This window comes from Streptacidiphilus rugosus AM-16 (genome assembly GCF_000744655.1).
Classification (GTDB): Bacteria; Actinomycetota; Actinomycetes; order Streptomycetales; family Streptomycetaceae; genus Streptacidiphilus; species Streptacidiphilus rugosus.
Window position 1 is genome coordinate 2,744,243 of record NZ_JQMJ01000004.1, and the last position, 23,689, is coordinate 2,767,931.

Below are 23,689 nucleotides of genomic sequence, written 5' to 3' on the forward strand. Positions count from 1 at the left end.
GGCGGCATCCCCCGCCCGGCTCTCATCGCACGGCGGCGCGCAGTCCGCGCACCGCGTCAACCAGGCGCGACCCCACGTCGGGGTCGCGGGTGAGCGTCGAGGCGTGCGGCGAGAGACGGACCCAGTCGCCGCGCAGAGTCGTGGTCAACCCCTGCCGGGCCAGCGCGGCATGGAGCTCCGAGGCGGCCGCCCCCGGCAGCCGCACGCGGGCGATCGGCCCGCCGGAGCCCTCGCCGGTTGGGGCCCAGTCGGTCTCCAGGCCGCAGGTGAGCGCCGCCTCGACCAGCTCGCCGACCGCCTGCCGGACCAGCGCGCCGATCCGGTCCACCCCGGCGTCCAGCAACAGGCGCAGCCCCGCGCCCAGCGCGGCCAGCCCCATGCAGTCGGGGTTGCTGATGAGCTGCGCCTGGGCGCCGGGCAGCGGTGCGTGCGGATGGTCGGCCCCGGCGAACGGATCCCGCACCCCGGCCCAACCCCCGAGGCCGGGCCTGAGCTGGTCCGCGACACGGTCCCTGACCAGCAGCATCGCCGTACCCCAGCCCGACCTGAGCCACTTCTGCCCGCCGCCGGCCAGCACGTCGGCCGCGTCCGTCGCCACCGGCACGGCCCCCAGCGCCTGGATCGCGTCCACGACCAGCACCCGGCGCGGCCCGATCAACTCCTTGAGCCCGGCGAGCGGCGCCAGGAACCCGGTCATGCTGTCCGCCGCGCAGACGCACACGGCCCGTACCTCGTCGTCGAGTCGGGCCCGCACGGCGTCGACCGTCATCGGCCCGTCCACGAAGCGGACCTTCAACCCGCCGTAGCCCTCGGCGCGCAGCCACGGATAGACGGCGGCCGGGAAGTCCCTGCGCCCGACCAGCACGGCGCCGGGGCCCTCGAAGGCGTAGGCCGCGGCGAACATCCCGTGCGAGGTGGACGCGTTGAACGCGATCTCGTGCTCGGCCGCACCGAGCAGCCGCGCCGCGGCTGCGGTCGTCCGGGCCGTCTCTGCCTCCAACGCGGCGAGCGCCCCGCCCCCGGCCGGCCCCTCGCACCGCATGCGCTCGGCCGCCCGGTGCAGGGCGTCGGCGACGTCGTCGGAGACCGGTCCGTACCGCCCGAAGTCGAGGTAGCCGGGCGGCTCATGAAACTGGGTGAGGTACGCGCGAATGCTCATTTGAACGTTCAAATTAGCAGCGGACCACAGACCTCACAAGACCTCACAGGCGCGCGATCGAGCCGTGCCCCCGCGCCGGCCGGCGAACCCGGCGGCTCGGTGGCCCGGCGGCCCGACCGGGTCGGGCGCGCCGAGGTGGACGCGGCCTTCTCTGGCCTCTGGCAGCTCGTCGGCCGCCCGGGGTTCGGCGGTTCGGCGTTCAGCCGCTCGGCGGTTCAGCCGTTCAGCGGCCGGGCCGATCGGCGCGATCCGCAGCTCGGAGGATCGGCTCGAGCGCGCGCCGCAGGTCCGCGGTCTCGCGGTGCAGCACCGCCGTCATCCCGAGCGTCCTCGCCGCCTCTACGTTCACCTCGGAGTCGTCCACGAACAGGCAGCGTTCGGGTGCCGCCCCGGCCCGGCGGGCGGCGAGGCGGTAGATGGCCTCGTCAGGCTTGGCGACGCCGACGACCGAGCTGTTGACGACGTGGTCGGCCAGATCGTCGAGGCCCAGGCACGCCAGATCCTCGTCCAGCCAGACGGTCGCGTTGGTGACCAGTAGCACGGGCACGCGCTCTCGCGCCCGCCGCAGCAGCGCGACAGCCTCCGCGTCGGCCCAGGACGGCGCATACGCGAAAGCGCGCGCCAACTCCCGCGCCGGTCGCCCGCTCTCCGGCCCCGTCATCCGTTCCCGGAGCACGGCCGCGATGGAGTCTGCCCACTCCTCGCGGCTGATCCGCCCCAGGAGCAAGGGCAGGTCCTGCTCCGGCGCGAACGCGATCCGGGCCGTGGCGCCCGGCTCGATCCCGGCCTCGCGCTCCAGGCGGGCGATCTCCTCATCCCGGTAGAACCGGACCACGCCGTCGAGATCACAGAGCACCGCATCGAATGCAAGGTCAGCCATGCCACCGCATCCTGCCAGGTCACCGTGCCGGGACCACGGCCATGGGGGTGCCCCGGCCGGACCAGGGGGACCTGCGTACGCTTCCGTGCCGACCGGGCAGTTCCCGACCGAGAAGCGGAGTTGGCATGCTGGGCCGAGGAGCCGGACGCAAGGCGGTCGATCCGAGACGTTCGGTACCGCTCTTGATGACGACGCTGGTCTCACTGGCCCTGGGCATCGCGGCACTCGCCCACGCGGGTCCGGCCCTGGCCTCGTCACTGCAGCTGGTCGGCACTCCGGGAAGGCTGACGGTCAGCACCTGCGCGACCTTCGGGGTGGGCAAGAGCGCGCACACGGTCTGCTACGGCAGCTTCCGGTCGGACAACGGCGCCATCGTCGACCCGCAGGCCTCGATCGACGCCAAGCTGCCGCCGAATGCCACCAGACCGGTCCAGCGCGCCTCCGACGGAACCCTGGCGGAGGTCGGCGTCGTGCCCTCCGCCGGCTGGACTGCCGTGATCTTCCTCGGCGTCCTCGCCCTGAGCGTCAGCGTCGTGGGCGCGACGGCCATCCAGGCTCGGGACTCCTCGCGGGGGCACTTCGGAGAGCCCACGAAGGGCACGAGGGAACATCGTCTGCTCAGGTGCGCCCTGACCGTGGGCGGCGTCGCACTCGGCGGCGCTCTGCTGAGCGGGCTCACCGCGTTCGTGGCCCGCCTCGCACAGTAAGGGGTCCCGACGTCGCCGGTGGCGGCCGTCAGTCCTCGAACCGCCAACGGGTCGCGCCGTAGGGCTCGCGGGTGGCGACACCGAAGACGGTGTCGATCCGCATCCGGTAGAGGTGCCACGGCGGCGGGCCGGCACTGGGGGCGTTGAAGGGCGCGGTGTAGGCGTCCCCCGCGACCTCGGCGGGCCAGCCGGCCCCCGGTAGACGGCGGCGATCCGCTCCAGGGTCTGCACCTCGGTGACGCGGGCGGCCTCGCCTTCGGCCACGATGTCGATGCCCTCCAGCCTCGCCGAGAACGTGCAGGCGGGATTCGCCGCGAGGTTGCGCGCCTTGCGCGCCTCGGGGCTGCTGGTGAAGTACAGGTCGCCGTCGAGCCACACCGCCCCGACTCCCGCCGAGCACGGCCGCCCGTCCGGACGGACCGTTCCGAGGAAGGAGGTGACGGCCGGGCTCGGCATCGAGGCGCCCAGCGCCTCGTCGGCTCTGCTCCACAACAGCGCCGGGTCTCCGTAGCGGTCGAGGTTCGTCGTCTCGACGGGTTCCCTGGCGGCCATCGTCCATCGCTCCTTCGGGAGACCACACAGCGGGTCGTCCCTCAACGTCTCACAGGAGCTCGGTGCAGCTCTCCGGCGACACAGGCCCGAGCGGGTGCCGCAGACTGCCCCTGGTGCTGGTGACAGTGGACTGGTAATGTACACGCCATAAAGCGTCAAGCCTCTGACCTGCGGAGACACCGCAGCGCACCCCGAGGAATCAGGGGTTCCAACAACGTGCCCCCAGCAGGACTCGAACCTGCGGCCAAGTGCTTAGAAGGCACCTGCTCTATCCGCTGAGCTATGGGGGCCTGACATGCGGCCTGGCAGGTCGGCCGGGTCCTGCCGTGGGACAGGATAAGCAGCGCCAGGCTTCGTGCCGGTTGCCTACGGCCGGGTCGTTCGGGCGAATCCTGCCGTGAAGCGGTCTGATAATCGCAGGTGAGGTGCCTCGCGCGCAGCGGTCGCGGAAGAATGGGGCGCGGCTGTTGTTCAGTCGTTACGGCGCTGCTGCCTCAGCCGTTATGCAGTCGCACGGCCGGACGAGGGGGCGTGCCCTCAGGCAAAGTGCACCCGTTCGGGTGGCCGGGTTTTCCACATGTCCCAGTTGTCCACAGGCTACGTGACTGGTGGGCGCAGGTGGGACCGGGGAGCGGCAGTGTGGTCCCCAGGCGGCCCGACAGGGCCGGAGCCGGAGCGATGGGGGCTGCACGATGATGAACGGCACGATGGTCACGCTCGTCGGCATCTCGGTGAGCCAGGTGCGGTATTCGACGACCGTCGGCGGTGTGCCCGTTGCGCACTTCCGGCTGGCGGCGACGGAGCGGCGGTTCGACCGGCCACGCCAGGTCTGGATCGAGGGAGACACCAGCTTCTTCACGGTGTGGGCCTGGCGGAGCCTGGCCGAGAACGCGCTGACCTCGATCGGCTGCGGCGATCCCGTCCTGGTCACCGGGCGGATGCGGATCCGCGAGTGGGAGCGGCCGGACGGCCAGCCCAAGGGCGTCTCCGCGGAGATCGAGGCGACGGCGCTCGGCCACGACCTGGCCAGGGGCACCACGGTGTTCCGCAAAACGGTGCGGGGGCGGCCCGAGCTGGTGGCCTCCATCTCCGAGCGCGCCCGGATCGGCGAGCGGCGTTCCCCGCTGCGGCGCGAGGACCCGCGCAGGGAGGGGCAGCAGACGGCTGCGCAGCGGTCGGATGCCGCCGCCCCGCAGTCGGAGGCCCCCACGGTGGCGGAGCTGCCGTGTCCCAGGGACCGACGCCCCGAGAGCGGGCGAGCTCCGAGCGGGCCGAGGCAGAGCGGGCGGCCCGCGGACGGATCGGGCGGCGAGCGTCGGGAGGACGCGTCGCCTTCGGAGGGGAAGGTCCTGGCTCTCGTGGTCGGCCACGGTGAGGCGGGCGCGAGCGGCCCGGCCGGTGAGGCGGGCGAGGTGGGCGAGCGCCGGTGCGCGCTCTGATCGACGGGCGTTCGGGTGGTCCCGTCGGGTGCGGCACAATGGAAGGCTGTAGCCACACCCCAACGACGCCGGACGGTTCACCTTGGCTGAGTTCATCTACACCATGCGCAAGACGCGAAAGGCGCACGGCGACAAGGTCATCCTTGACGACGTGACGCTCAGCTTCCTGCCTGGAGCGAAGATCGGCGTCGTGGGGCCCAACGGCGCCGGTAAGTCCACCGTGCTGAAGATCATGGCCGGCCTGGAGCAGCCGTCCAACGGCGACGCCTTCCTCTCGCCCGGTTACACGGTCGGCATGCTCCTGCAGGAGCCCCCGCTCGACGAGACCAAGACAGTCCTCGAGAACGTCCAGGACGGCGTCGCCGAGATCAAGAAGAAGCTGGACCGCTTCAACGAGATCGCCGAGCTCATGGCGACGGACTACTCCGACGCCCTCCTCGACGAGATGGGCAAGCTCCAGGAGGACCTGGACCACGCCAACGCCTGGGACCTCGACGCCCAGCTCGAGCAGGCCATGGACGCTCTGGGCTGCCCGCCCGGCGACTGGCCGGTCGGCAACCTCTCCGGTGGCGAGAAGCGCCGTGTCGCGCTCTGCAAGCTGCTGCTGGAGGCGCCCGACCTGCTGCTCCTGGACGAGCCCACCAACCACCTGGACGCCGAGTCGGTCCAGTGGCTGGAGCAGCACCTGGAGAAGTACGCGGGCACCGTCGTGGCCGTGACCCACGACCGGTACTTCCTCGACAACGTCGCCCAGTGGATCCTGGAGCTGGACCGCGGGCGCGCCTACCCCTACGAGGGCAACTACTCCACGTACCTGGAGACCAAGCAGTCCCGCCTCAAGATCGAGGGCCAGAAGGACGCGAAGCGCGCCAAGCGCCTCAAGGAGGAGTTGGAGTGGGTCCGCTCCAACGCCAAGGGCCGTCAGGCCAAGTCCAAGGCCCGTCTCGCCCGCTACGAGGAGATGGCGGCCGAGGCCGACAAGATGCGGAAGCTGGACTTCGAGGAGATCCAGATCCCGCCGGGCCCGCGCCTGGGCTCGATCGTCGTCGAGGCGGAGCACCTTGCCAAGGCCTTCGGTGACAAGGTCCTGGTCGACGACCTCAGCTTCACGCTGCCGCGCAACGGAATCGTCGGCGTGATCGGCCCGAACGGCGCCGGCAAGACGACGCTCTTCAAGATGATGCTCGGCCTGGAGTCCACCGACTCCGGCAACGTCAAGGTCGGCGAGACGGTCAAGGTCTCCTACGTGGACCAGAGCCGGGCCAACATCGACCCGAACAAGACGCTCTGGGAGGTCGTCTCCGACGGCCTGGACTGGATCCAGGTCGGCCAGGTCGAGATGCCGTCCCGCGCCTACGTCTCCGCGTTCGGGTTCAAGGGCCCGGACCAGCAGAAGCCGGCCGGCGTGCTCTCCGGCGGTGAGCGCAACCGCCTCAACCTGGCGCTGACCCTCAAGGAGGGCGGCAACCTGCTCCTCCTCGACGAGCCCACCAACGACCTGGACGTCGAGACGCTGAGCTCGCTGGAGAACGCCCTGCTGGAGTTCCCCGGCTGCGCCGTGGTCATCTCCCACGACCGCTGGTTCCTGGACCGGGTGGCGACGCACATCCTCGCCTACGAGGGCAACTCGAAGTGGTTCTGGTTCGAGGGCAACTTCGAGTCCTACGAGAAGAACAAGATCGAGCGGCTGGGCGCGGACGCCGCCCGCCCGCACCGGGCCACCTACAAGAAGCTGACCCGCGACTGATCGAGGGCGCGCCGCCCGAGCGCGCCCCGGCGAGAGATCTGCGTCACTGAAACGCCGCAGGTCATCGCCGTGCAACATCGCCGGGGCAGGATGGATGCAAGAGTCCTGCCTGCCCCGGCACCCTGCCTACCGACGGAGATTCCGTGGCCCGCCACATATACGCCTGCCCGCTGCGATGGTCCGACATGGACGCGTTCGGGCACGTCAACAATGTGAACTTCCTCCGCTACCTGGAGGAGGCCCGGATCGACTTCACCTTCACCAACGCCGGCGAGGCCGGCGAGAAGGCCTTCTCCGAGGGCTCGGTGGTGGCCCGCCACGAGGTGGACTACCTGCTGCCGCTGGTCTACCGCCCCGAGCCGATCGTCATCGAGACCTGGCTGACCAAGCTGGGCCGGGCCTCCTTCACGGTCACCTACGAGATCAAGGACGTGGGCGCCGGGGTGGACGGCAAGGACCGCGTCTACGTCCGCGCCAGCACCGTCGTCGTCCCCTACGACCTGGCCGCGGCGCGTCCGCGACGGCTCACTCCGACCGAGCGGGCCTTCCTCGCGGACTACCTGGAAGCCGAACCGGTCGCCGCATGAGCGCGCAGTCGGCGCGGAACGGAAGCGAAGCGCGGAAGGAACAGGCATGAGCACGGCCGTGGAACCGCTCCGACCGCTCCTGCTCGCGGAGCCCAGGGAGATCCCGCTCCTCGCGGACTTCCTCGGACGCCTGCTCCGTTACGACCGCGCGGCCGCGGTCCGGTTGCAGACGGCCGGTGAGACGCTGGCCGTCTTCGCCAGGATCCCCCTCGGCCAGTCGGGGCCGCTGGTGATCCGCACCGCCCTGCTGGACGGGGCCCAGCCGTTGGACGTCACGGTCTCGGCCGGTCAGTGGCTCGAGGAGCTGGGCCGCGCCCAGGACGCCGGACACGACGGGCTGGTGCTCCCTCCGGCCATCACCGGCCCGGCGTGGGCCGGTCTGCTGCCGCCGCGCGTCGGGTGGGAGCGCGTCGAGGATCTGGACACGGCTCCGCTAGCCGCAGCGGTCGCCGCCGCGGTCACCGAGTTCCGCAAGGCCGCGACGGCGCCGTCGGGCGGGGACGCGCTGGCCGAGGCCATCTGGTCCCGCCAGGTCCACCCGGCCGGGCTCACCCTGCGGGCGCTCCATGCCGCCCACCTGACCGGGCTGCTCCAGCAGACCCCGCGGGTCACTCTGCACCGCCACTCGGCCTGGCTCCGGCTGACGGCCCCGCGCGGCTCCGTGGTGATGCGTCGCGCCTCCGCCCCCGGCGCGGGCCTCGGCCTCACGCCCACCCGCTGAGGGCCAGGGGGCGAGGAGAGGCTCAGGTCCACCCGGCCTGTCAGTGCCGGGGTGCACGATGCGAGGGACAGCGCATCATGTCCCCCGCACGAGGAGCAGGACCGGTTGAAACTCCGACTCGCCCGTGAAGCCCTGGCCGAGGCCGTCGCGTGGGCGGCACACGCCCTTCCCGCACGGTCGACCGCTCCCGCCCTGTCCGGGCTGTTGCTGACGGCCGCTCAGCACGACGGCGGCACCTTGACGGTGTCCGGCTTCGACTACGAGGTGTCCGCGAGGTTCCAGGCTCGGGCGGAGGTGCTGGAGCCCGGTGCGGCCCTGGTGCCTGGTCGTCTGCTCGCCGATCTCGCCCGGGTCCTGCCCTCCGGCGGCCACGAGGTCGAACTGTCGTCGATCGGCTCGGATGTCGCGCTCGTCTGCGGCCCGGTGCAGTTCGAGCTGCCGGTGATTCCGTTGGAGGACTACCCTCGGCTGCCCTCCGTCCCGGCCCCGCGCGGCACCGTGGACGGTGCGCTCTTCGCCGAGGCGGTCGCGCAGGTCGCGGTCGTGGCCGGGCGGGACGAGTCGCTGCCCGTCCTGACCGGGATCCGGATGGAGTTCCACGCCGAGATCCTGCGCCTGGTGGCCACCGACCGCTACCGGCTCGCGGTCCGCGAGCTTCCCTGGACGCCGGCGGCCACGTCCGCGTCGGTCTCCGGCGAGGAGCCGGTCGTCGCCCTGGTGCCGGCCCGCAGCCTGCACGAGATCGCCCGCTCGCTCACCAAGGGCGAGCGGATAGCGATTTCTCCGGCTCCGGAGGAGCCCGGCAGCAACGTCCTCGGAGGGCTCATCGGCTTCGCCGCCGGTTCCCGGGAGGCGACGACGCGCCTGCTCGGCGCGGACTTCATCCGCTATCAGTCGATCTTCCCGAGCTCCTACACCGGCAGCGCCCTGATCGAGCGCGCCCCGCTGCTCGACGCGGTCAAGCGGATGGCCCTGGTGACCGAACGCCACCAGCCGCTCCGGCTCTCCTTCTCCCCCGGCCTGGTCGTCGTGAACGCAGGTGGCAGCAGCGAGGCGCGGGGGCGGCAGGCGCTGGACGCGCGCTTCGACGCGGAGCAGGAGCCGATCATGCTCGCCGCCAATGCGGGCTATCTGGTGGACGGGCTCTCCGCGATCGGCGCCCGCTTCGTCGAACTGCGTTACACCACGCCCACCAAGCCCGCCGTCCTCACCGGCCGCGAGGACACGGAGCAGCCGGACGACTCCTACCGCTATCTCTTCATGCCGCAGCGCGCCGGCTGACCCGGTCGGGGCCTCCGGCACGCAGCGGCGGTGCGTTCGAGGCCGGTTGGACGCGGTCCGAGGCGAGGTTCGGGGCGAGGCTTCGGACAGAGTTCCAGGAGTGGTGCGAGCCGGCCTACCTGGACTGCTCCCACTCGCGCCGGTAGTCGGCGAAGATCTCCTTCAGGTGGTGCCCGATCTTCAGGTAGTCGAGGTCGTCCAGATTGGCGAGCGAGATCCGCACCGACCACTCCGGCCCCTCGAAACCACGGCCGTTGAGCAGCACCACCCCGGTCTGCTCGGCCAACCGGAAGAGCGGCTCGGTGGGGACGTAGTTCTCCTGGAGATAGCCCGCGAAGGCTTGGCCGGCGACCCGCTCCGCCTCGGCGAGCAGGTCGAGTTCGATGTCGTACCCGGCCCGCGAACGGGCGAGCGAGGCCGGCCCCCCACCTGCAGATGCACCTTATGCATCATTCGCCAGGAATACCCGGTTTCATGACCGGCCGCGTGGGCCGCGCCCCAGGTGCGCCGGTCCCGCGACTGTCGGCGCCCGGTGCTACGTTCGCGAGAGGGACGAACGAGAGAACGACAACGGGGACGAGAGTGGCTGAGCTGCGCATCGCGGTCGACGCGGACCAGGACGGTCCGGGCGGACGGCTTCAGCCACTGGGTGAGGCCGGTCGGCCGATCGGCCCGGTCGAGCGGGTGCGGGATCTCGCCGCGGCGATGGCCGCCCGAGAGGCGGCGGAACGCCCGCGCTGGGTCTGGGCCGCCACGGACGAGATCTATCCGCGCCTCCTCCCCCGGCTCGCGGAGAGCCGGCTCGGCCGCTGCCATGACGTCAAGCTGGTCGAGCCGCTGCTGCTGGCCCACGAGGACCGCTACGGCGATCCGCGCTCCCTCGGGGCGGCCTGGGCACGCCTGAACGGCCTGCCGGTCCCTGACGACCTCCGGCTCGGCCTGGCCGAGGCGGAGACCGACGCCCACGCGCAGGACGCCCTCTTCGCCCCGGACCGCAGTCGGCTCGGGCCCGGCGTCGATCCGATGACCGCACTGGTCGCCGTACACGCCGAGCAACTGCGGCGTCTGGCCGCACTGCCCGAGAAGGTCGGGCCGGGCCTGCGCCTGCTCTGCGCGGCCGAGTCCGCCGGTGGTCTGGTGGCCGCCGAGATGGGCTACGACGGGCTGCCCTGGAGCACGGCGGTCCACGACGCCCTGCTCGCGGAGCTGCTCGGCGCCCGCCCGACGGCGGCCCAGGCCGCCAGCGGGGCGCGGCCGCCCAAGCTGGCGGCGCTGGCCGTCGAGCTGCAGGAGGCCCTGGGCGGGCGGCAGATCAATCCCGACTCCCCCGGTCAGGTGCTGCGGGCCTTCGCCGAGCAGGGCGTGAGTCTGCCCTCGACCAGGAACTACCTGCTGCGCCAGGTCGACCACCCGGCCGCGCCGCTGCTGCTGCGCTACAAGGAGCTGTCCCGCATCTACGCCGCGCACGCCTGGGCCTGGCGCGACGCGTGGGTGCGCTCGGGCAGGTTCCGCCCGGAGTACGTGGTCGGCGGCGTCGTGTCCGGCCGCTGGGCCAGCCGCGGTGGCGGTGCGCTGCAGATCCCGCGCATCCTGCGCGGAGCGGTCGTGGCCGATCCGGGCTGGCGGCTCGTGGTGGCCGACGCCGGCCAGCTGGAGCCGCGGGTGCTCGCGGCCCTGTCGGGCGACCCGGGCCTCATCCGCGCCGGCGCGGCGGGCGACCTGTACGCCGGGCTCGCGGCCGACGCGTTCGGCGGCGACCGGGCGCGGGCGAAGCTCGGCCTGCTCGGCGCGATGTACGGACAGACCAGCGGCGAGGTGGGTCCGCTGCTCGCGGTGCTGCGTCGGCGCTTTCCCCAGGCCATGGGGCTGGTGGAGGCCGCCGCCCGGACCGGCGAGTCGGGTGGCGTGGTCCAGTCCCGGCTGGGGCGGGTATGTCCGCCGCCGTCCGCCTCCTGGCAGGACGTCACCGCGGCGCCCGGCGAGGAGGGCGAGGACCGGGCCGGATCGGCGGCGCGGTCCCGCGGCCGGTTCACCCGCAACTTCGTCATCCAGGCCAGCGCCGCGGACTGGGCTCTCGCCCTGATCGCCGCGCTGCGCCGACGGCTCGCCGAGATCCCGGCGGCCGGGGAGGGCGGACGGCCTCGTCTGGTCTTCTTCCAGCACGACGAGATCGTGGTGCACAGTCCCGCTCCGCTTGCCGAGGCGGTCGCGGCGGCGGTGACCGCCTCGGCCGAGGAGGCGCGGCGGCTGGTCTTCGGCGACACCCCGGTGCACTTCCCGATGGACACGCACATCGTGGAGCGCTACGCCGACGCCAAGGACGGCGACCGTGCGGACGCCGACACGGAACTGGACGAGGAGTACTGAGGACGAGGAGCACGGGGGACGGGCAGGACCGGGTGCGAGCGGTCCGCCGGGCGCCGTGACCTCGCGCGGTCGCGTCGCCTACTGCCCCGGGCGGCCTACGAGCCGCCAAAGGCCGGGGAAGGCGGCGTCCACCTCGGCGCGTCTGACCCGGTTGACCCGGCGGGCCCCCTCGTCGCGCTGCTCGATGAGCCCGGCGTCGCGCAGGACGGCGAAGTGGTGGCTGAGCCCGGCCTTGCCGACCGGCACGTCGAACGTGCCGCAGCCGCGCGACCAGTCCTCGCTCTCCCAGAGCTGGCGGACGATCTCCAGCCGCACCGGGTCGGCGAGCGCGGCGAAGACCGTCTCCACCGCGACCTCCGAAGGATGGCGGTGCTGGGGTGCGGGGCGATGGCCGGCCATGGACTGCCACCTTTCGGGCCAGGGGACTTGAAGTGTTCGATGAAAGTCATACACTCATGGTGTTCGACCTTCACCGAACACTCTACCGCTGGGGGATGTCTGCCATGCGTGCTGTCGAGTTCGAAAACCTGGGCGGCCCCGAGGTGCTGCGCGTCGTCGAGGCGCCGACACCGGAGCCGGGGCCCGGGCAGGTCGCCGTGGACGTGGCCTGGTCCGGCGTCAACTTCGCCGACGCCAAGGCCCGCTCGGTCGGCTACCGGGTCGAGTCCTTCCCCTTCCGGCCGGGCCTTGAGGTCTCCGGCACCGTCCGCGCGGTGGGGACCGGAGTCACCGGGCTGACCGTGGGACAGCACGTGGCGGCGATGCTGAACGGCGGCGGCTACGCGGAGACCGTGCTGGTCCCCGCCGAGACGACCTTCGCCCTGCCCGCCGCGCTCGATCTCAGGGACGCCGCCGCCCTGACCACCGTCCTGGCCACCGGCTACGCGCTGATCCACGATGTGGCCCGGCTGCGCGAGGGGGAGAGCGTGCTGGTCCAGGGCGCCGCCGGCGGCGTGGGAACGGTGACCGGACAGCTGGCCCGCGCGGCGGGCGCCGGACAGGTCTTCGGCGTCGTCTCCAAGGCCGAGAAGGCCGCCTATGCGAAGGACTTCGGATACGACGAGGTCTTCGTCGGCGAGGACTTCGACGAGCAGGTGCTGCGGGCTACCGGCGGTCGCGGCGTCGACGTCGCGCTCGATCCGGTGGGCGGCGAGAGCTGGCGCCGGAGCGTCGCCTCACTGGCCCGGTACGGCCGGGCGGTCGCCTTCGGCAACGCCAGCGAGGCCGCGCCCTGGCAGATCGGGTTCGGCGACCTGGCCGTGCGCGGGCTCTCCGTCTCCGGCTTCAGCATCCTCGGTCTGGGCGCCACCGACCCAGCCGGGCTGCGCGCGCTGACCGAGCGGGCCTTCCAGGAGGCCGAGCGCGCCGGGATCACCGTGCCGATCACGGCGGAGTTCCCGCTGGAGGAGGCCGGGAAGGCGCACGAGCTGCTGGAGAGCCGGTCCAGCACCGGCAAGCTGCTGCTGCGGGTCGACTGAGGCTCCTCTCCGGCCCGGCGGCGGGCGGGCTGAGCGGCGGGCGGGCCCACTCGGTGGCATAGTCGGCGCGTGCTCCTCACCACACCCCGCCTGCGGCTCTGCCTCGCCGCTCCGCCGTTCGACCCCTCCGCGTTCGACTGGATCACGGACGCGCCGGGGCCCGGCGTCTGGGAGCTCGCCGGCATCGCCGCCCGCGCGGCGGAGGTGGAGTGGTACCAGCCGCCCTGGGGCCTGTACGTGATCGTCCGTACGGCGGACGAGCGGGCCCTCGGCGGCATCGGCTTCCACGGGCCCCCTGGACCGGCCGGGGAGGTCGAGCTCGGCTACGAACTCGCACCCGCCGCACGCGGGGCGGGCTACGCCACGGAGGCGGTCCGCGCCCTCGCCGCCCTCGCCCTGGACTCCCCCGACGTCCGCGCGGTGACCGCCCGCACCATCCGCGACAACACCGCCTCCCAGGCGGTCCTCCTCCGCTGCGGCTTCACCCGTGTACCGGTCCCGCCCCCGGACGGCATGACCCACTTCCGCCTGACCCGCGCCCTCGGCTGACCGCGCCGCCGACGAGAACGGCGGCCGCGTCATCCCCGCCGGTGGACCCCGCAGCCGCGCGGGCGGGTCGCCCGGTCCTCCCACCGACCCGACCGGTGTGGGCCCCGCGAGAATCCGGGCACAACGGTCCGGTCCCTGAGCGCGGAGCGCGCTGGAAAGGCGCGGGCTCGCGAGCCGCCCCCGGCGCGCCGACGGCCGCCCCGCCCGGTCGCACCGGCCGCCCCACCGCCCCGGCACCTCCCCCGCGCCGGTCCGGAGGTCCGTCCCGGGCCGCCCCGGCACCTCTCCCGGGCCTCCCAGGCGTCCGTCTCCCCTTCGCCCCGGCACCTCCCCGCGCCGGTCCGGCGGTCCGGCCCAGGCCGCCCCGGCACCGCCCCCGGGCCTCCCGGGCGCCCGTCCGCCGCCGCCCCGGCATCGCCCCCGCGCCGCCTCGGGTGTCCGTCCCGGATAACGGTTCGACAAGGCAGGTCCCCTCTTGCGTACGCTTGTCTGCGCAATGGGAACCCAGCCGCAGAACACCGCCACCTCTCGCCGTCCGCGCTCCGCGCCCCGCGCCGTCGCCTCCGGGCCCGTCGGGGCACTCGCCGCACGGCTGAGTGCGCTCTCGCTCCGTGACGAGGAGCGCCTCGGGCGCAGACTCGAAGGCCTGCGGAAGGTGCGTGAGCCGGAGAAGCGCGAACGCGCGCTCGCCGCGATCACCGCCGAGGTCGAGGCCGCCGAGCTGCGGCTGGAGGACCGGCGGGCGTCGGTGCCGACCCCGGTGTATCCCGAGGGGCTGCCGGTCAGCGCCCGCAAGGACGACATCCTCGCGGCGATCAGGGACCACCAGGTCGTGATCATCGCCGGTGAGACCGGCTCCGGCAAGACCACGCAGATTCCCAAGATGTGCCTGGAGCTCGGGCGCGGCGTCCGCGGCCTGATCGGGCACACCCAGCCCCGCAGGATCGCCGCCCGCACCGTCGCCGAACGCGTCGCGGAGGAGCTCGGCACCGAGCTCGGCGACACCGTCGGCTGGAAGGTCCGCTTCACCGACCAGGTGAGCGAGCGGACCGCCGTGAAGGTGATGACCGACGGCATCCTGCTCGCCGAGATCCAGAACGACCGGCTGCTCCGCCAGTACGACACGCTGATCATCGACGAGGCCCACGAGCGCAGCCTCAACATCGACTTCATCCTCGGCTACCTGAAGCAGCTGCTGCCCAAGCGCCCCGACCTCAAGGTCGTGATCACCTCCGCGACCATCGACCCCGAGCGCTTCGCCCATCACTTCGCCGATCCGACGTCCGGTGAGAACGCGCCGATCATCGAGGTCTCCGGCCGGACCTACCCCGTCGAGGTCCGCTACCGCCCCATCATCGAGGACGGCGACGAGGACGATCCCGGCGCGGACATCGACCGGGACCGCGACCAGGTACAGGCGATCTGCGACGCCGTGGACGAGCTCGGCCGGGAGGGGCAGGGCGACATCCTCGTCTTCCTCTCCGGGGAGCGCGAGATCCGCGACACCGCCGAGGCGCTCGAGAAGCAGAAGCTGAAGTTCACCGAGGTCGTCCCGCTCTACGCCCGGCTCTCCTCCGCCGAGCAGCACCGCGTCTTCCAGCCGCACTCCGGCCGCCGGATCGTGCTGGCCACCAACGTCGCCGAGACCTCCCTCACCGTCCCCGGCATCCGGTACGTCATCGATCCCGGCACCGCGCGCATCTCCCGCTACAGCCATCGCACGAAGGTCCAGCGCCTGCCCATCGAGGCGGTCTCGCAGGCCAGCGCCAACCAGCGCAAGGGCCGTTGCGGCCGCACCAGCGACGGCATCTGCATCCGGCTCTACTCCGAGGATGACTTCCTCGGCCGCCCGGAGTTCACCGACCCGGAGATCCTGCGCACCAATCTCGCCTCGGTCATCCTGCAGATGACGGCCGCCGGGCTCGGCGACATCACCGCCTTCCCGTTCCTTGAGCCGCCGGACCGCCGCAACATCAAGGACGGCGTCGACCTGCTCCAGGAGCTGCACGCGCTGGAGGCCGGCGCCCCCGCCCAGGGACGGCAGATGCGGCTGACGCCGATAGGCCGCAAGCTCGCCCAGTTGCCGGTCGACCCTCGGCTCGCCCGGATGGTGCTGGAGGCCGAGCAGCACGGCGTCATCCGCGAGGTCATGGTCATCGCCGCCGCGCTCTCCATCCAGGACCCGCGCGAGCGGCCGGTCGAGAAGCGCGCCCACGCGGACCAGCTGCACGCCCGCTTCACCGACCCGACCTCGGACTTCCTCACCTACCTCAACCTCTGGCGCTATCTGAAGCAGCAGCAGAAGGCGCTCAGCAGCAGCCAGTTCCGACGCACCTGCAAGGCCGAGTTCCTGAACTACCTGCGCATCCGCGAATGGCAGGACATCGACGCGCAGCTGCGGCAGGTCGCCAAGTCGCTCGACGTGAACCTGGGCGAGCCGCACATGCCCGACGAGGTCGACGGCGACGCGGTGCACCGCTCGCTGCTGGCCGGGCTGCTCTCGCACGTGGGCTCCAAGGACGCCGAGAAGCAGGAGTACTTCGGTGCGCGCGGCGCCAAGTTCGCCGTGTTCCCCGGCTCCGCGCTGTTCAAGAAGACGCCCGCCTGGGTGATGGCGGCCGAGCTGGTGGAGACCTCCAGGCTCTGGGCCAGGATCGCCGCCAAGGTCGAACCGCAGTGGATCGAGCAGCTGGCGTCCCACCTGGTCAAACGCACCTACAGCGAGCCGCACTGGGAGAAGGACCGGGGCCAGGTCGTGGCCTTCGAACGGGTCACCCTCTACGGGCTGACGCTCGTCGCCGGACGCAAGGTCGGCTACGGCTCCATCGACCCCGAGCTCTCCCGTGAGCTGTTCATCCGGCGCGCGCTGGTCGAGGGCGAGTGGCGTACGCACCACCGCTTCTTCCACGACAACCGCAAGCTCCTCGACGAGGTCGAGGAGCTGGAGAACCGCGCCCGCCGCCGGGACATCCTGGTGGACGAGGAGACCCTCTTCGACTTCTACGACCAGCGGGTAGGGCAAGAGGTCGTCTCCGGCGCACACTTCGACAGCTGGTGGAAGAAGACCCACCGGGCCAGGCCCGAGCTGCTCACCTTCACCCCGGAGCTGCTGGTCAACGACGGGGCCGAGGCGGTCACCGAGCGGGACTACCCCTCCGTCTGGCGTCAGGGCGATCTCGAACTGCCGCTGACCTACCAGTTCGAGCCGGGGACCGAGCAGGACGGCGTCACCGTCCACATTCCGCTCACCCTGCTCAACCAGGTACGCCCGGCCGGCTTCGACTGGCAGATCCCCGGGCTGCGCGAAGAGCTGGTCACCGCCCTGATCCGCTCGCTGCCCAAGGCGCTGCGCCGCAACTTCGTGCCGGCTCCCGACTACGCCAGGCGGCTGATGCACACGCTGGCCAAGCGGGATCCCGAGGCCGACGACAAGCCACTGGTCGAGATCCTGGAGTGGCAGCTGCACCACCTGCGCGGCATCCCGGTCCCCCGCGACAACTGGAACCCCGACGCGGTCCCCGACCATCTGCGAATCACCTTCAGGGTCGAGGACGAGCGCGGCCGCAAGCTGGCCGAGGCGAAGAACCTGGACCGGCTCAAGCTGGAGCTGAAGTCCCGCACCCAGCAGGCCATCGCCAAGGCGGCCGGCGGGCTGGAGAAGCGCGGCCTCACGGACTGGACCATCGGCGAGCTGCCGCACACCTTCGAGCAGAAGCGCGGCGCGCAGACCGTCAAGGGCTACCCGGCGCTGGTCGACGACGGCGACTCGGTCTCGGTGCAGTTGCTCGACACCCCGCACGAGCAGCAGCGCGCGATGGCGGCGGGCACGCGGCGACTGCTGCTGCTCGGCGTCAACTCGCCGGTCAACTCGATCCAGTCGCGGCTCGGCAACGGCGCGAAGCTGGCGCTGGCCGCCAACCCGCACGGCAGCACGGAGGCGCTCTTCGCCGACTGTCTCACGGCCGCCGCGGACAAGCTGATCGCGGACGCGGGCGGCCCGGCCTGGGACGGCGAGGACTACGCGAAGCTGCGCGACCACGTCCGCGGGGAGCTGTACGACACGACCGCGGAGGCGGTGATCCGGACCGCGAACGTGCTGGCCGTGCACCACCGGGTACAGGAGCGGCTCAAGGGCATCGGCAACAGCCTCGCCCTGCTGACCGGCCTGACCGACGTCCGAGCCCAGCTCAAGGAGCTGGTGCATCCGGGCTTCGTGACGGAGACGGGAGTGCGTCGCCTGCCCGACCTGCAGCGCTACCTCAAGGCGGTCGAGCGCCGTCTGGTCAAGCTGCAGGACGACCCGATCCGCGACCGGGACCGCACCAGCGCGATCATCCGGATGCAGGACGCCAGGGCCGAGCTCCTCGCCGAGCTACCGCCCGAGCGCAGGGACGAGGAGGGCGTGCAGCAGATCCGATGGATGATCGAGGAGCTGCGGGTCAGCCTCTGGGCGCAGCCCCTGGGCACCCCGTACTCGATCTCCGAGCAGCGGATCCTGCGGGCGATCGAGGCGCTGCTGCAGTAGGCCGGGGCTCGGCGACGGGCAGCGCGGCGCTGGGGCAATCGTCGCGGTTGCCGGGTATCGGAACCTTCGTTCGGTAAACTGGATCCCCTTGTCGACAAGGGACGAGGGCCGATGACCATCGCCACCACCGCTCAGCCCGCTCAGCCCGCACCCGGTGAGGGGCCCGCGCTGTTCACCGCGGGCACGGGCGCGCCGCCGCGCACGCTGGTGGACCTGCTGGACGCCACCGTTCGGGCGCACCCGAACGAGCCCGCGCTGGACGACGGCCGCACCCAGCTGAGCTACCGCGCGCTGGCAGCCGCCGTGGAGGCGCAGCGGCGACGACTGGCCGCAGCGGGCGTCCGACCGGGCGACCGGGTGGGGGTGCGTGTCCCCTCGGGGACGAACGAGCTCTACGTCGGCATCCTCGCCGTGCTCGCCGCCGGCGCCGCCTACGTCCCGGTCGACGCGGAGGATCCGGACGAGCGTGCCGAGTTGGTCTTCGGCGAGGCGAGCGTCCGGGCCGTCCTGGGCGCCGGTCTGGCGCTGACGCCGCGTCACCCCGTCGCGTCCGCCACCGTCTCGGCGGCGGAGGTGTCGCCGGGGAAGGTGTCGGCGGCGAAGGGGTCGGCGGCGGAGATGTCGTCGGCTGACGGTCCGTCGGCCACAGTGCGGATGGCCGCCGTGTCGACGGTCGCCGGTTCCACCCCGCCCGCGCCCGCCTTCCCCCAGTCGGCCCTGCCGACCACGCCGCCCAGGTCGCCGCTCAAGTCCCCGCCCAGGGCGGCCGGATCCGGCGCGGCCCAGACGGGCGGGGTGGGCACGCGTCCCACGCCCGAGCACGACGCCTGGATCATCTTCACCTCCGGCTCCACCGGCAAGCCCAAGGGCGTCGCGGTCACCCACCGCAGCGCCGCGGCCTTCGTGGACGCCGAGGCCGCGCTCTTCCTCCAGGAGGAACCGATCGGCCCCGGCGACCGGGTCATGGCCGGGCTCTCCGTCGCCTTCGACGCCTCCTGCGAGGAGATGTGGCTGGCCTGGCGGCACGGCGCCTGCCTGGTCCCGGTCCCGCGCTCCCAGGTGCGCAGCGGCGCGGACCTCGGCCCGTGGCTGGTGGACCAGGAGATCACGGTCGTCTCCACGGTGCCGACGCTGGCCTCGCTCTGGCCCGCCGACGCGCTGAGCGAGGTGCGCCTGCTGATCTTCGGCGGCGAGGCCTGCCCGCCCGAGCTGGCGCAGCGGCTGGTGACCGAGGGCCGCGAGGTGTGGAACACCTACGGTCCGACCGAGGCCACCGTCGTCGCCTGCGCCGCGCTGATGGACGGCTCGCAGCCGGTCAGGATCGGGCTGCCGCTGAACGGCTGGGAGCTCGCCGTCGTCGACGACGCCGAGCAGCCGGTGGCACTGGGCGGCAGCGGACAGCTGGTCATCGGCGGCCTCGGCCTGGCCCGTTACCTGGACCCGGCCAAGGACGCGGAGAAGTACGCCCCGCTGCCGTCCCTGGGCTGGGAGCGCGCCTACCGCAGCGGCGACCTGGTCCGGGCCGACGCGGAGGGGCTGGTCTTCCTCGGCCGTGCCGACGAGCAGGTCAAGCTGGGCGGCCGCCGCATCGAGCTGGGCGAGGTCGACGCCGCGCTGCAGGCACTGCCCGGCGTCGCCGGTGCGGCCGCCGCCGTGCGCACCGCGCCGGGAGGCAACCAGCTGCTGGTCGGCTATCTGGTCGTCGGACCCGACTGGGACCGGGGCGACGCCGTCGAGCGGCTCCGCAAGGAGCTGCCGGCCGCGCTGGTGCCGGTCCTCGCCGTCGTGGACGACCTGCCGACGCGCACCTCCGGCAAGGTCGACCGCAACGCGCTGCCCTGGCCGCTGCCGAACAGCGAGCCGGACGAGGCCGCCCCCCGCTTCGAGGGCACCGAGGCGTGGCTGGCCGAGCGGTGGACCGAGATCCTCGGCGTGCCGGTGACCGACTCGCAGGACGACTTCTTCGCCATCGGCGGCGGCAGTCTCGCCGCCGCCCGACTGGCGACGCTGCTGCGCGAGCGCTACCCCTCCGTCGCCGTGCTCGACGTCTACGCGTACCCGACGCTGCGCAAGCAGGCCAAGCTGCTCGACCGCTCGGCGCAGGTCGGCGGCAGGCGGCGGGAGATCGCCCCGACGCCGCGGCGCGCCCAGACGATCCAGACAACGCTGCTGGTTCCGCTGTTCACGCTGGTCGGGCTGCGGTGGACGGTCGGCCTGCTGGCGCTCGGCAACGTGCTGCGCTGGTTCGGGGCCTATCCCTGGGCGCCGACGGCGTCCTGGTGGCTGATCGGCGCGGTCGCGCTGGTGCTGTTCAGCCCGCCCGGACGCATCGCGATCGCGGCCGGTGGAGCCCGGTTGCTGCTGCGCGGCGTGGGGCCCGGCCGCTACCCGCGCGGCGGCAGCGTGCACCTGCGGCTGTGGACGGCCGAACGGCTGGCCGAGCTGAGCGGCGCGAGCTCGCTGACCGGCTCCTGGCTGGTCCGCTACGGCCGGGCGCTCGGCGCGCGGATCGCGTCCGAGGTGGACCTGCACTCGCTGCCGCCGGTCACCGGGCTGCTCAAGCTCGGGCGCGGCTGCGCCGTCGAGTCCGAGGTCGACCTCTCCGGCTGGTGGCTGGACGGGGACCGGCTGGAGATCGGCGCGATCAAGGTCGGCTCGCAGGCCGTGGTGGGCACCCGCACGGTGCTCTTCCCGGGCTCCCGGGTCGGCAAGCGGGCGGAGGTGGTCCCGGGCTCCGGCGTCGCCGGGCTGATCCCGACCGGCCAGCGCTGGGGCGGCGTCCCCGCCGTCAAGATCGGCAAAGCCGACCGCGCCTGGCCCAAGCAGCGGCCGCGGCGGCACCTGCGCTGGGCCGCCGCCTACGGCACGAGCGGCGGGTTCCTGACCCTGCTCCCGCTGCTGGCCGCCGTGCCCGCGGTGCTGGTCGCGTCACAGTTCGTGCCGCCGACCGCGGACCTGGCCACGGCACTGCGCGGCGTGCTGATCGCCGTCGTCCCCGCCTCGCTCGCCTACGGCGCGGCCTACGCGCTGCTGGTGCTGGCCTCGGTGCGGCTGCTCAGCATCGGCCTGCGCACCGGCTTCCACCCCGTGCACAGCAGGATCGGCTGGCAGGCGTGGACCGTCAGCCAGCTGATGGACGCGGCCAGGGAGACCCTCTTCCCGCTGTACGCCGGTCTGGTCACCCCGGTCTGGCTGCGACTGCTGGGCATGAAGGTGGGCCGCGGCGCGGAGGTCTCCACCGTCCTGGCCCTGCCGAGCCTGACCACCGTGGGCGAGGGCGCCTTCCTGGCCGACGACACCCTGACCGCCCCCTACGAGCTGGGCGGCGGCTGGCTCCGCATCGGCCGCGCCGAGATCGGCCGCCGCGCCTTCCTCGGCAACTCGGGCATGACCGGTCCCGGCCGTTCGGTGCCGGAGGGCGGCCTGGTCGGAGTGCTGTCGGCGACGCCGAAGAAGGCCAAGAAGGGCTCCTCCTACCTCGGTCTGCCCCCGGTGAAGCTGCCCCGCGCGGCCGAGAAGGGCGACGAGGGTCTCACCTACGACCCGCCGGCCCGCCTGCTGTGGGCGCGCGGCCTGGTTGAGCTCTGCCGACTCGTGCCGGTCTTCTGCTCCGCCGCACTCGCCGCCCTCACCGGCGCGGCGCTGTGCGCGCTCTGGGAGGCGGGCGCGGTCTGGCTGTCCGGCCTGGTGCTGCTCGGCGCCGGCACGGTCGCGGCGCTGCTGGCCGTGGCCGCCAAATGGCTGCTGGTCGGCCGCTTCCGCGCGGTGGACCACCCGCTGTGGAGCGGCTTCGTGTGGCGCAACGAGCTGGCCGACACCTTCGTCGAGGTGCTGGCCGTGCCGTGGCTGGTCGGCTCGGTCCCCGGCACGCCGGTGCAGAACCTGTGGCTGCGCGGCCTGGGCGTGCGGGTCGGCCGTGGTGTGTGGTGCGAGAGCTACTGGCTCCCCGAGTCCGACCTGGTCACCCTGGGTGACGGCGTCAGCGTGAACCGGGGCTGTGTGTTGCAGACGCACCTCTTCCACGACCGGATCATGCGCATGGATACTGTGACTCTCGACGAGGGTGCCACCCTCGGCCCGGGTGGCATCGTGCTCCCCGGCAGCCGGGTCGGCGCGCGCACGACGCTCGGACCGGCTTCGCTGGTCATGGGCGGCGAGACCGTTCCGGCGGACACCCGCTGGCTCGGCAACCCGATCGAGGCATGGCAGGACTGACGTCGACGTCCGGCCTGCGCCGAGCCCGGCCGGGCCGGACGCGGTCCGGCCCGAGGCGGCACCGCACGGCAGGCACAGAAGCACGCACGGCGCAGGGAGCGGAACACCGGTGAGTCCCCAGCAGGCCCCGCAGCGACGGACCGTCACCGGCGCCGGCGCGCTGCCCGCCCCCGACCCGTACTTCCCCACCAGTGGCGACCCGCGCCATCACGTCCACCGCTACGAGCTCGCACTCGACTACCGCCCAGGCCCGAACCGGCTGGCGGGCACGGCCAGGATCAGCGCCATAGTGACCGCAGGCGGCGCCCCGCTCACCGAGTTCACACTGGACCTGGCCGCGCCCTTCCGCATCGGACGGGTGCTGGTCGACGGCCGCGCCCCGCACTACGCCCACCGGGCCGGCAAGCTGCGCGTCCGCCCGGCGAAGGCGCTCGCGCCCGGCGCCGCGTTCACCGTCGAGGTGCACTGGACCGGCAACCCGAAGCCGGTGCGCAGCCCGTGGGGCGGCCTGGGCTGGGAAGAGCTGACCGACGGCGCGCTGGTCGCCAGCCAGCCGGTCGGGGCGCCGTCCTGGTATCCCTGCAACGACCGCCCGTCGGACAAGGCGGCCTACCAGGTCTCGCTGACCACGCCCTCCTCCTACGCGGTGGTCCTCGGGGGCCGCCTGCTCACCCGCACCGTGCGGTCGAGCAGCACGACCTGGGTCTACGAGCAGGCCGCACCGACCTCCAGCTACCTGGTCGGCCTGGCGGTGGGCCCGCTCCAGGACGTCCGGCTGGACGACCCCGCGACGGAGGGGGTGCCGCAGACCGGCTGGGCGCCGCCCCGGCTCATGCCCGCCTTCGAGGCTGCCTTCGCGAGACAGCCGGAGATCATGCGCGTGTTCCAGGAGCTCTTCGGGCCCTACCCCTTCGACGAGTACACCGCGGTCGTCGTCGACGAGGAGCTGGACGTGCCGGTCGAGGCGCAGGCGATGGCCACCTTCGGCACCAACCACCTGGTCTCGGGCTGGGACTCCGAGCGGATGATCGCCCACGAGCTGGCGCACCAGTGGTTCGGCAACAGCCTCACCGTGGCGGACTGGCGGCAGATCTGGCTGAACGAGGGCTTCGCGAAGTACGCGGAGTGGCTCTGGTCGGAGCGTTCCGGCGGGGCCACCGCCGCCGAGCGGGCGGCCAAGTCGTACCAGCTGCTCTCCGCGCTCCCGCAGGATCTGCGGCTGGCGGACCCCGGTCGTCGGCTGATGTTCGACGACCGCCTCTACCAGCGCGGCGGCGTCACGGTGCACAGCCTGCGGGTGGCGCTGGGCGACGAGACCTTCTTCCGGATGCTGCGCGACTGGACCCGGCTGAACCGCCACGGCGTGGTCAGCACCGACGCCTTCGTCGCGCACGTCAACCGCTATGCACTCGTCCCGCTGGACCGGCTGTTCCAGGCCTGGCTCCACGACACGCAACTGCCCCCGTTCCCGGCCCGCTGACC

General features: G+C 72.8%; 16 protein-coding genes, 1 tRNA gene and 1 pseudogene. 12 read left to right on the forward strand and 6 right to left on the reverse strand.

Features of this window, described 5'->3' with window-relative positions:
- Positions 1-22 precede the first annotated feature (22 nt).
- The 3 genes from BS83_RS21470 to BS83_RS48950 form a co-directional block, all read right to left on the reverse strand.
- Positions 23-1,159 carry an aminotransferase class V-fold PLP-dependent enzyme gene (locus BS83_RS21470; protein WP_037605246.1) on the reverse strand — a complete coding sequence of 379 codons (1,137 nt, stop codon included), beginning with the start codon at positions 1,157-1,159 and terminating at the stop codon, positions 23-25.
- Positions 1,160-1,382: 223 nt separating this feature from the next.
- Complete coding sequence (locus tag BS83_RS21475; RefSeq protein WP_037605247.1) at positions 1,383-2,039, reverse strand: HAD-IA family hydrolase; 657 nt, start codon at positions 2,037-2,039, stop codon at positions 1,383-1,385.
- Between the two features lie 254 nt (positions 2,040-2,293).
- Entirely contained in the window at positions 2,294-3,124 is an 831-nt protein-coding gene (locus BS83_RS48950; protein ID WP_408641098.1) for a hypothetical protein, read from the reverse strand.
- Between BS83_RS48950 and BS83_RS47665 the strand changes: the two genes are divergently transcribed.
- Positions 3,012-3,257 (forward strand): hypothetical protein, encoded by a 246-nt coding sequence (locus BS83_RS47665; protein WP_232248446.1) that lies wholly within the window; start codon positions 3,012-3,014, stop codon positions 3,255-3,257. The genes BS83_RS48950 and BS83_RS47665 overlap by 113 nt on opposite strands.
- Before the next feature lie 258 nt (positions 3,258-3,515).
- On the opposite strand, the gene BS83_RS21490 is transcribed toward BS83_RS47665, so the two are convergent.
- Positions 3,516-3,588 (reverse strand) — tRNA-Arg (locus BS83_RS21490).
- 402 nt (positions 3,589-3,990) lie between these two features.
- Between BS83_RS21490 and BS83_RS42880 the strand changes: the two genes are divergently transcribed.
- The 5 genes from BS83_RS42880 (at position 3,991) to dnaN (ending at position 9,073) form a co-directional block, all read left to right on the forward strand.
- Positions 3,991-4,737, forward strand: coding sequence for a single-stranded DNA-binding protein (locus BS83_RS42880; protein WP_063774207.1), 747 nt, complete (start codon positions 3,991-3,993; stop codon positions 4,735-4,737).
- Positions 4,738-4,819: 82 nt separating this feature from the next.
- Entirely contained in the window at positions 4,820-6,484 is a 1,665-nt protein-coding gene (gene ettA, locus BS83_RS21500; RefSeq protein ID WP_037605250.1) for an energy-dependent translational throttle protein EttA, read from the forward strand.
- Between the two features lie 143 nt (positions 6,485-6,627).
- Complete coding sequence (locus BS83_RS21505; protein ID WP_037605251.1) at positions 6,628-7,071, forward strand: acyl-CoA thioesterase; 444 nt, start codon at positions 6,628-6,630, stop codon at positions 7,069-7,071.
- Between the two features lie 46 nt (positions 7,072-7,117).
- On the forward strand, positions 7,118-7,792 hold the full coding sequence (locus BS83_RS21510) for a hypothetical protein (RefSeq protein ID WP_037605252.1): 675 nt from the start codon (positions 7,118-7,120) through the stop codon (positions 7,790-7,792).
- Between the two features lie 105 nt (positions 7,793-7,897).
- Positions 7,898-9,073 carry a DNA polymerase III subunit beta gene (gene dnaN / locus BS83_RS21515; protein WP_037605253.1) on the forward strand — a complete coding sequence of 392 codons (1,176 nt, stop codon included), beginning with the start codon at positions 7,898-7,900 and terminating at the stop codon, positions 9,071-9,073.
- A gap of 115 nt (positions 9,074-9,188) precedes the next feature.
- On the opposite strand, the pseudogene BS83_RS44135 reads toward dnaN, so the two are convergent.
- A pseudogene (locus tag BS83_RS44135) lies at positions 9,189-9,473 on the reverse strand (aspartate 4-decarboxylase); the annotation flags it as partial.
- Between the two features lie 182 nt (positions 9,474-9,655).
- Here BS83_RS44135 and BS83_RS21520 point away from each other — a divergent pair.
- The gene (locus BS83_RS21520; protein WP_408641023.1) at positions 9,656-11,440 is read left to right on the forward strand and encodes a bifunctional 3'-5' exonuclease/DNA polymerase; all 1,785 of its coding nucleotides are present in this window, start codon (positions 9,656-9,658) and stop codon (positions 11,438-11,440) included.
- Positions 11,441-11,518: 78 nt separating this feature from the next.
- Here the strand turns inward: BS83_RS21520 and BS83_RS21525 are convergent, their stop codons facing one another.
- On the reverse strand, positions 11,519-11,839 hold the full coding sequence (locus BS83_RS21525; RefSeq protein WP_037605254.1) for an ArsR/SmtB family transcription factor: 321 nt from the start codon (positions 11,837-11,839) through the stop codon (positions 11,519-11,521).
- Between the two features lie 104 nt (positions 11,840-11,943).
- On the opposite strand from BS83_RS21525, the gene BS83_RS21530 reads away from it, so the two are divergent.
- The 5 genes from BS83_RS21530 to BS83_RS21550 all read left to right on the forward strand — a co-directional run bounded on the left by BS83_RS21530 (position 11,944) and on the right by BS83_RS21550 (position 23,687).
- On the forward strand, positions 11,944-12,918 hold the full coding sequence (locus tag BS83_RS21530; RefSeq protein ID WP_037605255.1) for a quinone oxidoreductase family protein: 975 nt from the start codon (positions 11,944-11,946) through the stop codon (positions 12,916-12,918).
- Between the two features lie 69 nt (positions 12,919-12,987).
- Positions 12,988-13,467: a GNAT family N-acetyltransferase gene (locus BS83_RS21535; RefSeq protein ID WP_051943531.1), complete on the forward strand. Its 480-nt coding sequence runs from the start codon at positions 12,988-12,990 to the stop codon at positions 13,465-13,467.
- A gap of 496 nt (positions 13,468-13,963) precedes the next feature.
- Positions 13,964-17,992, forward strand: a complete 4,029-nt coding sequence (gene hrpA / locus BS83_RS21540) for an ATP-dependent RNA helicase HrpA (protein WP_037605256.1) — start codon at positions 13,964-13,966, stop codon at positions 17,990-17,992.
- A 111-nt stretch (positions 17,993-18,103) separates the two neighbouring features.
- Positions 18,104-22,207: a Pls/PosA family non-ribosomal peptide synthetase gene (locus BS83_RS21545; RefSeq protein ID WP_037605257.1), complete on the forward strand. Its 4,104-nt coding sequence runs from the start codon at positions 18,104-18,106 to the stop codon at positions 22,205-22,207.
- A gap of 109 nt (positions 22,208-22,316) precedes the next feature.
- The gene (locus BS83_RS21550) at positions 22,317-23,687 is read left to right on the forward strand and encodes a M1 family metallopeptidase (protein WP_408641024.1); all 1,371 of its coding nucleotides are present in this window, start codon (positions 22,317-22,319) and stop codon (positions 23,685-23,687) included.
- Positions 23,688-23,689 lie beyond the last annotated feature (2 nt).

What these genes read in the sequence shown, in the direction of transcription:
- BS83_RS21470 (WP_037605246.1), bottom strand. Translation starts at nt 1,159, where the DNA reads ATGAGCATTCGCGCGTACCTCACCCAGTTTCATGAGCCGCCCGGCTAC.
- BS83_RS21530 (WP_037605255.1), top strand. Translation starts at nt 11,944, where the DNA reads ATGCGTGCTGTCGAGTTCGAAAACCTGGGCGGCCCCGAGGTGCTGCGC.
- BS83_RS21545 (WP_037605257.1), top strand. Translation starts at nt 18,104, where the DNA reads ATGACCATCGCCACCACCGCTCAGCCCGCTCAGCCCGCACCCGGTGAG.
- BS83_RS21525 (WP_037605254.1), bottom strand. Translation starts at nt 11,839, where the DNA reads ATGGCCGGCCATCGCCCCGCACCCCAGCACCGCCATCCTTCGGAGGTC.
- BS83_RS21510 (WP_037605252.1), top strand. Translation starts at nt 7,118, where the DNA reads ATGAGCACGGCCGTGGAACCGCTCCGACCGCTCCTGCTCGCGGAGCCC.
- BS83_RS42880 (WP_063774207.1), top strand. Translation starts at nt 3,991, where the DNA reads ATGATGAACGGCACGATGGTCACGCTCGTCGGCATCTCGGTGAGCCAG.
- hrpA (WP_037605256.1), top strand. Translation starts at nt 13,964, where the DNA reads ATGGGAACCCAGCCGCAGAACACCGCCACCTCTCGCCGTCCGCGCTCC.
- BS83_RS21475 (WP_037605247.1), bottom strand. Translation starts at nt 2,039, where the DNA reads ATGGCTGACCTTGCATTCGATGCGGTGCTCTGTGATCTCGACGGCGTG.
- BS83_RS47665 (WP_232248446.1), top strand. Translation starts at nt 3,012, where the DNA reads ATGTCGATGCCCTCCAGCCTCGCCGAGAACGTGCAGGCGGGATTCGCC.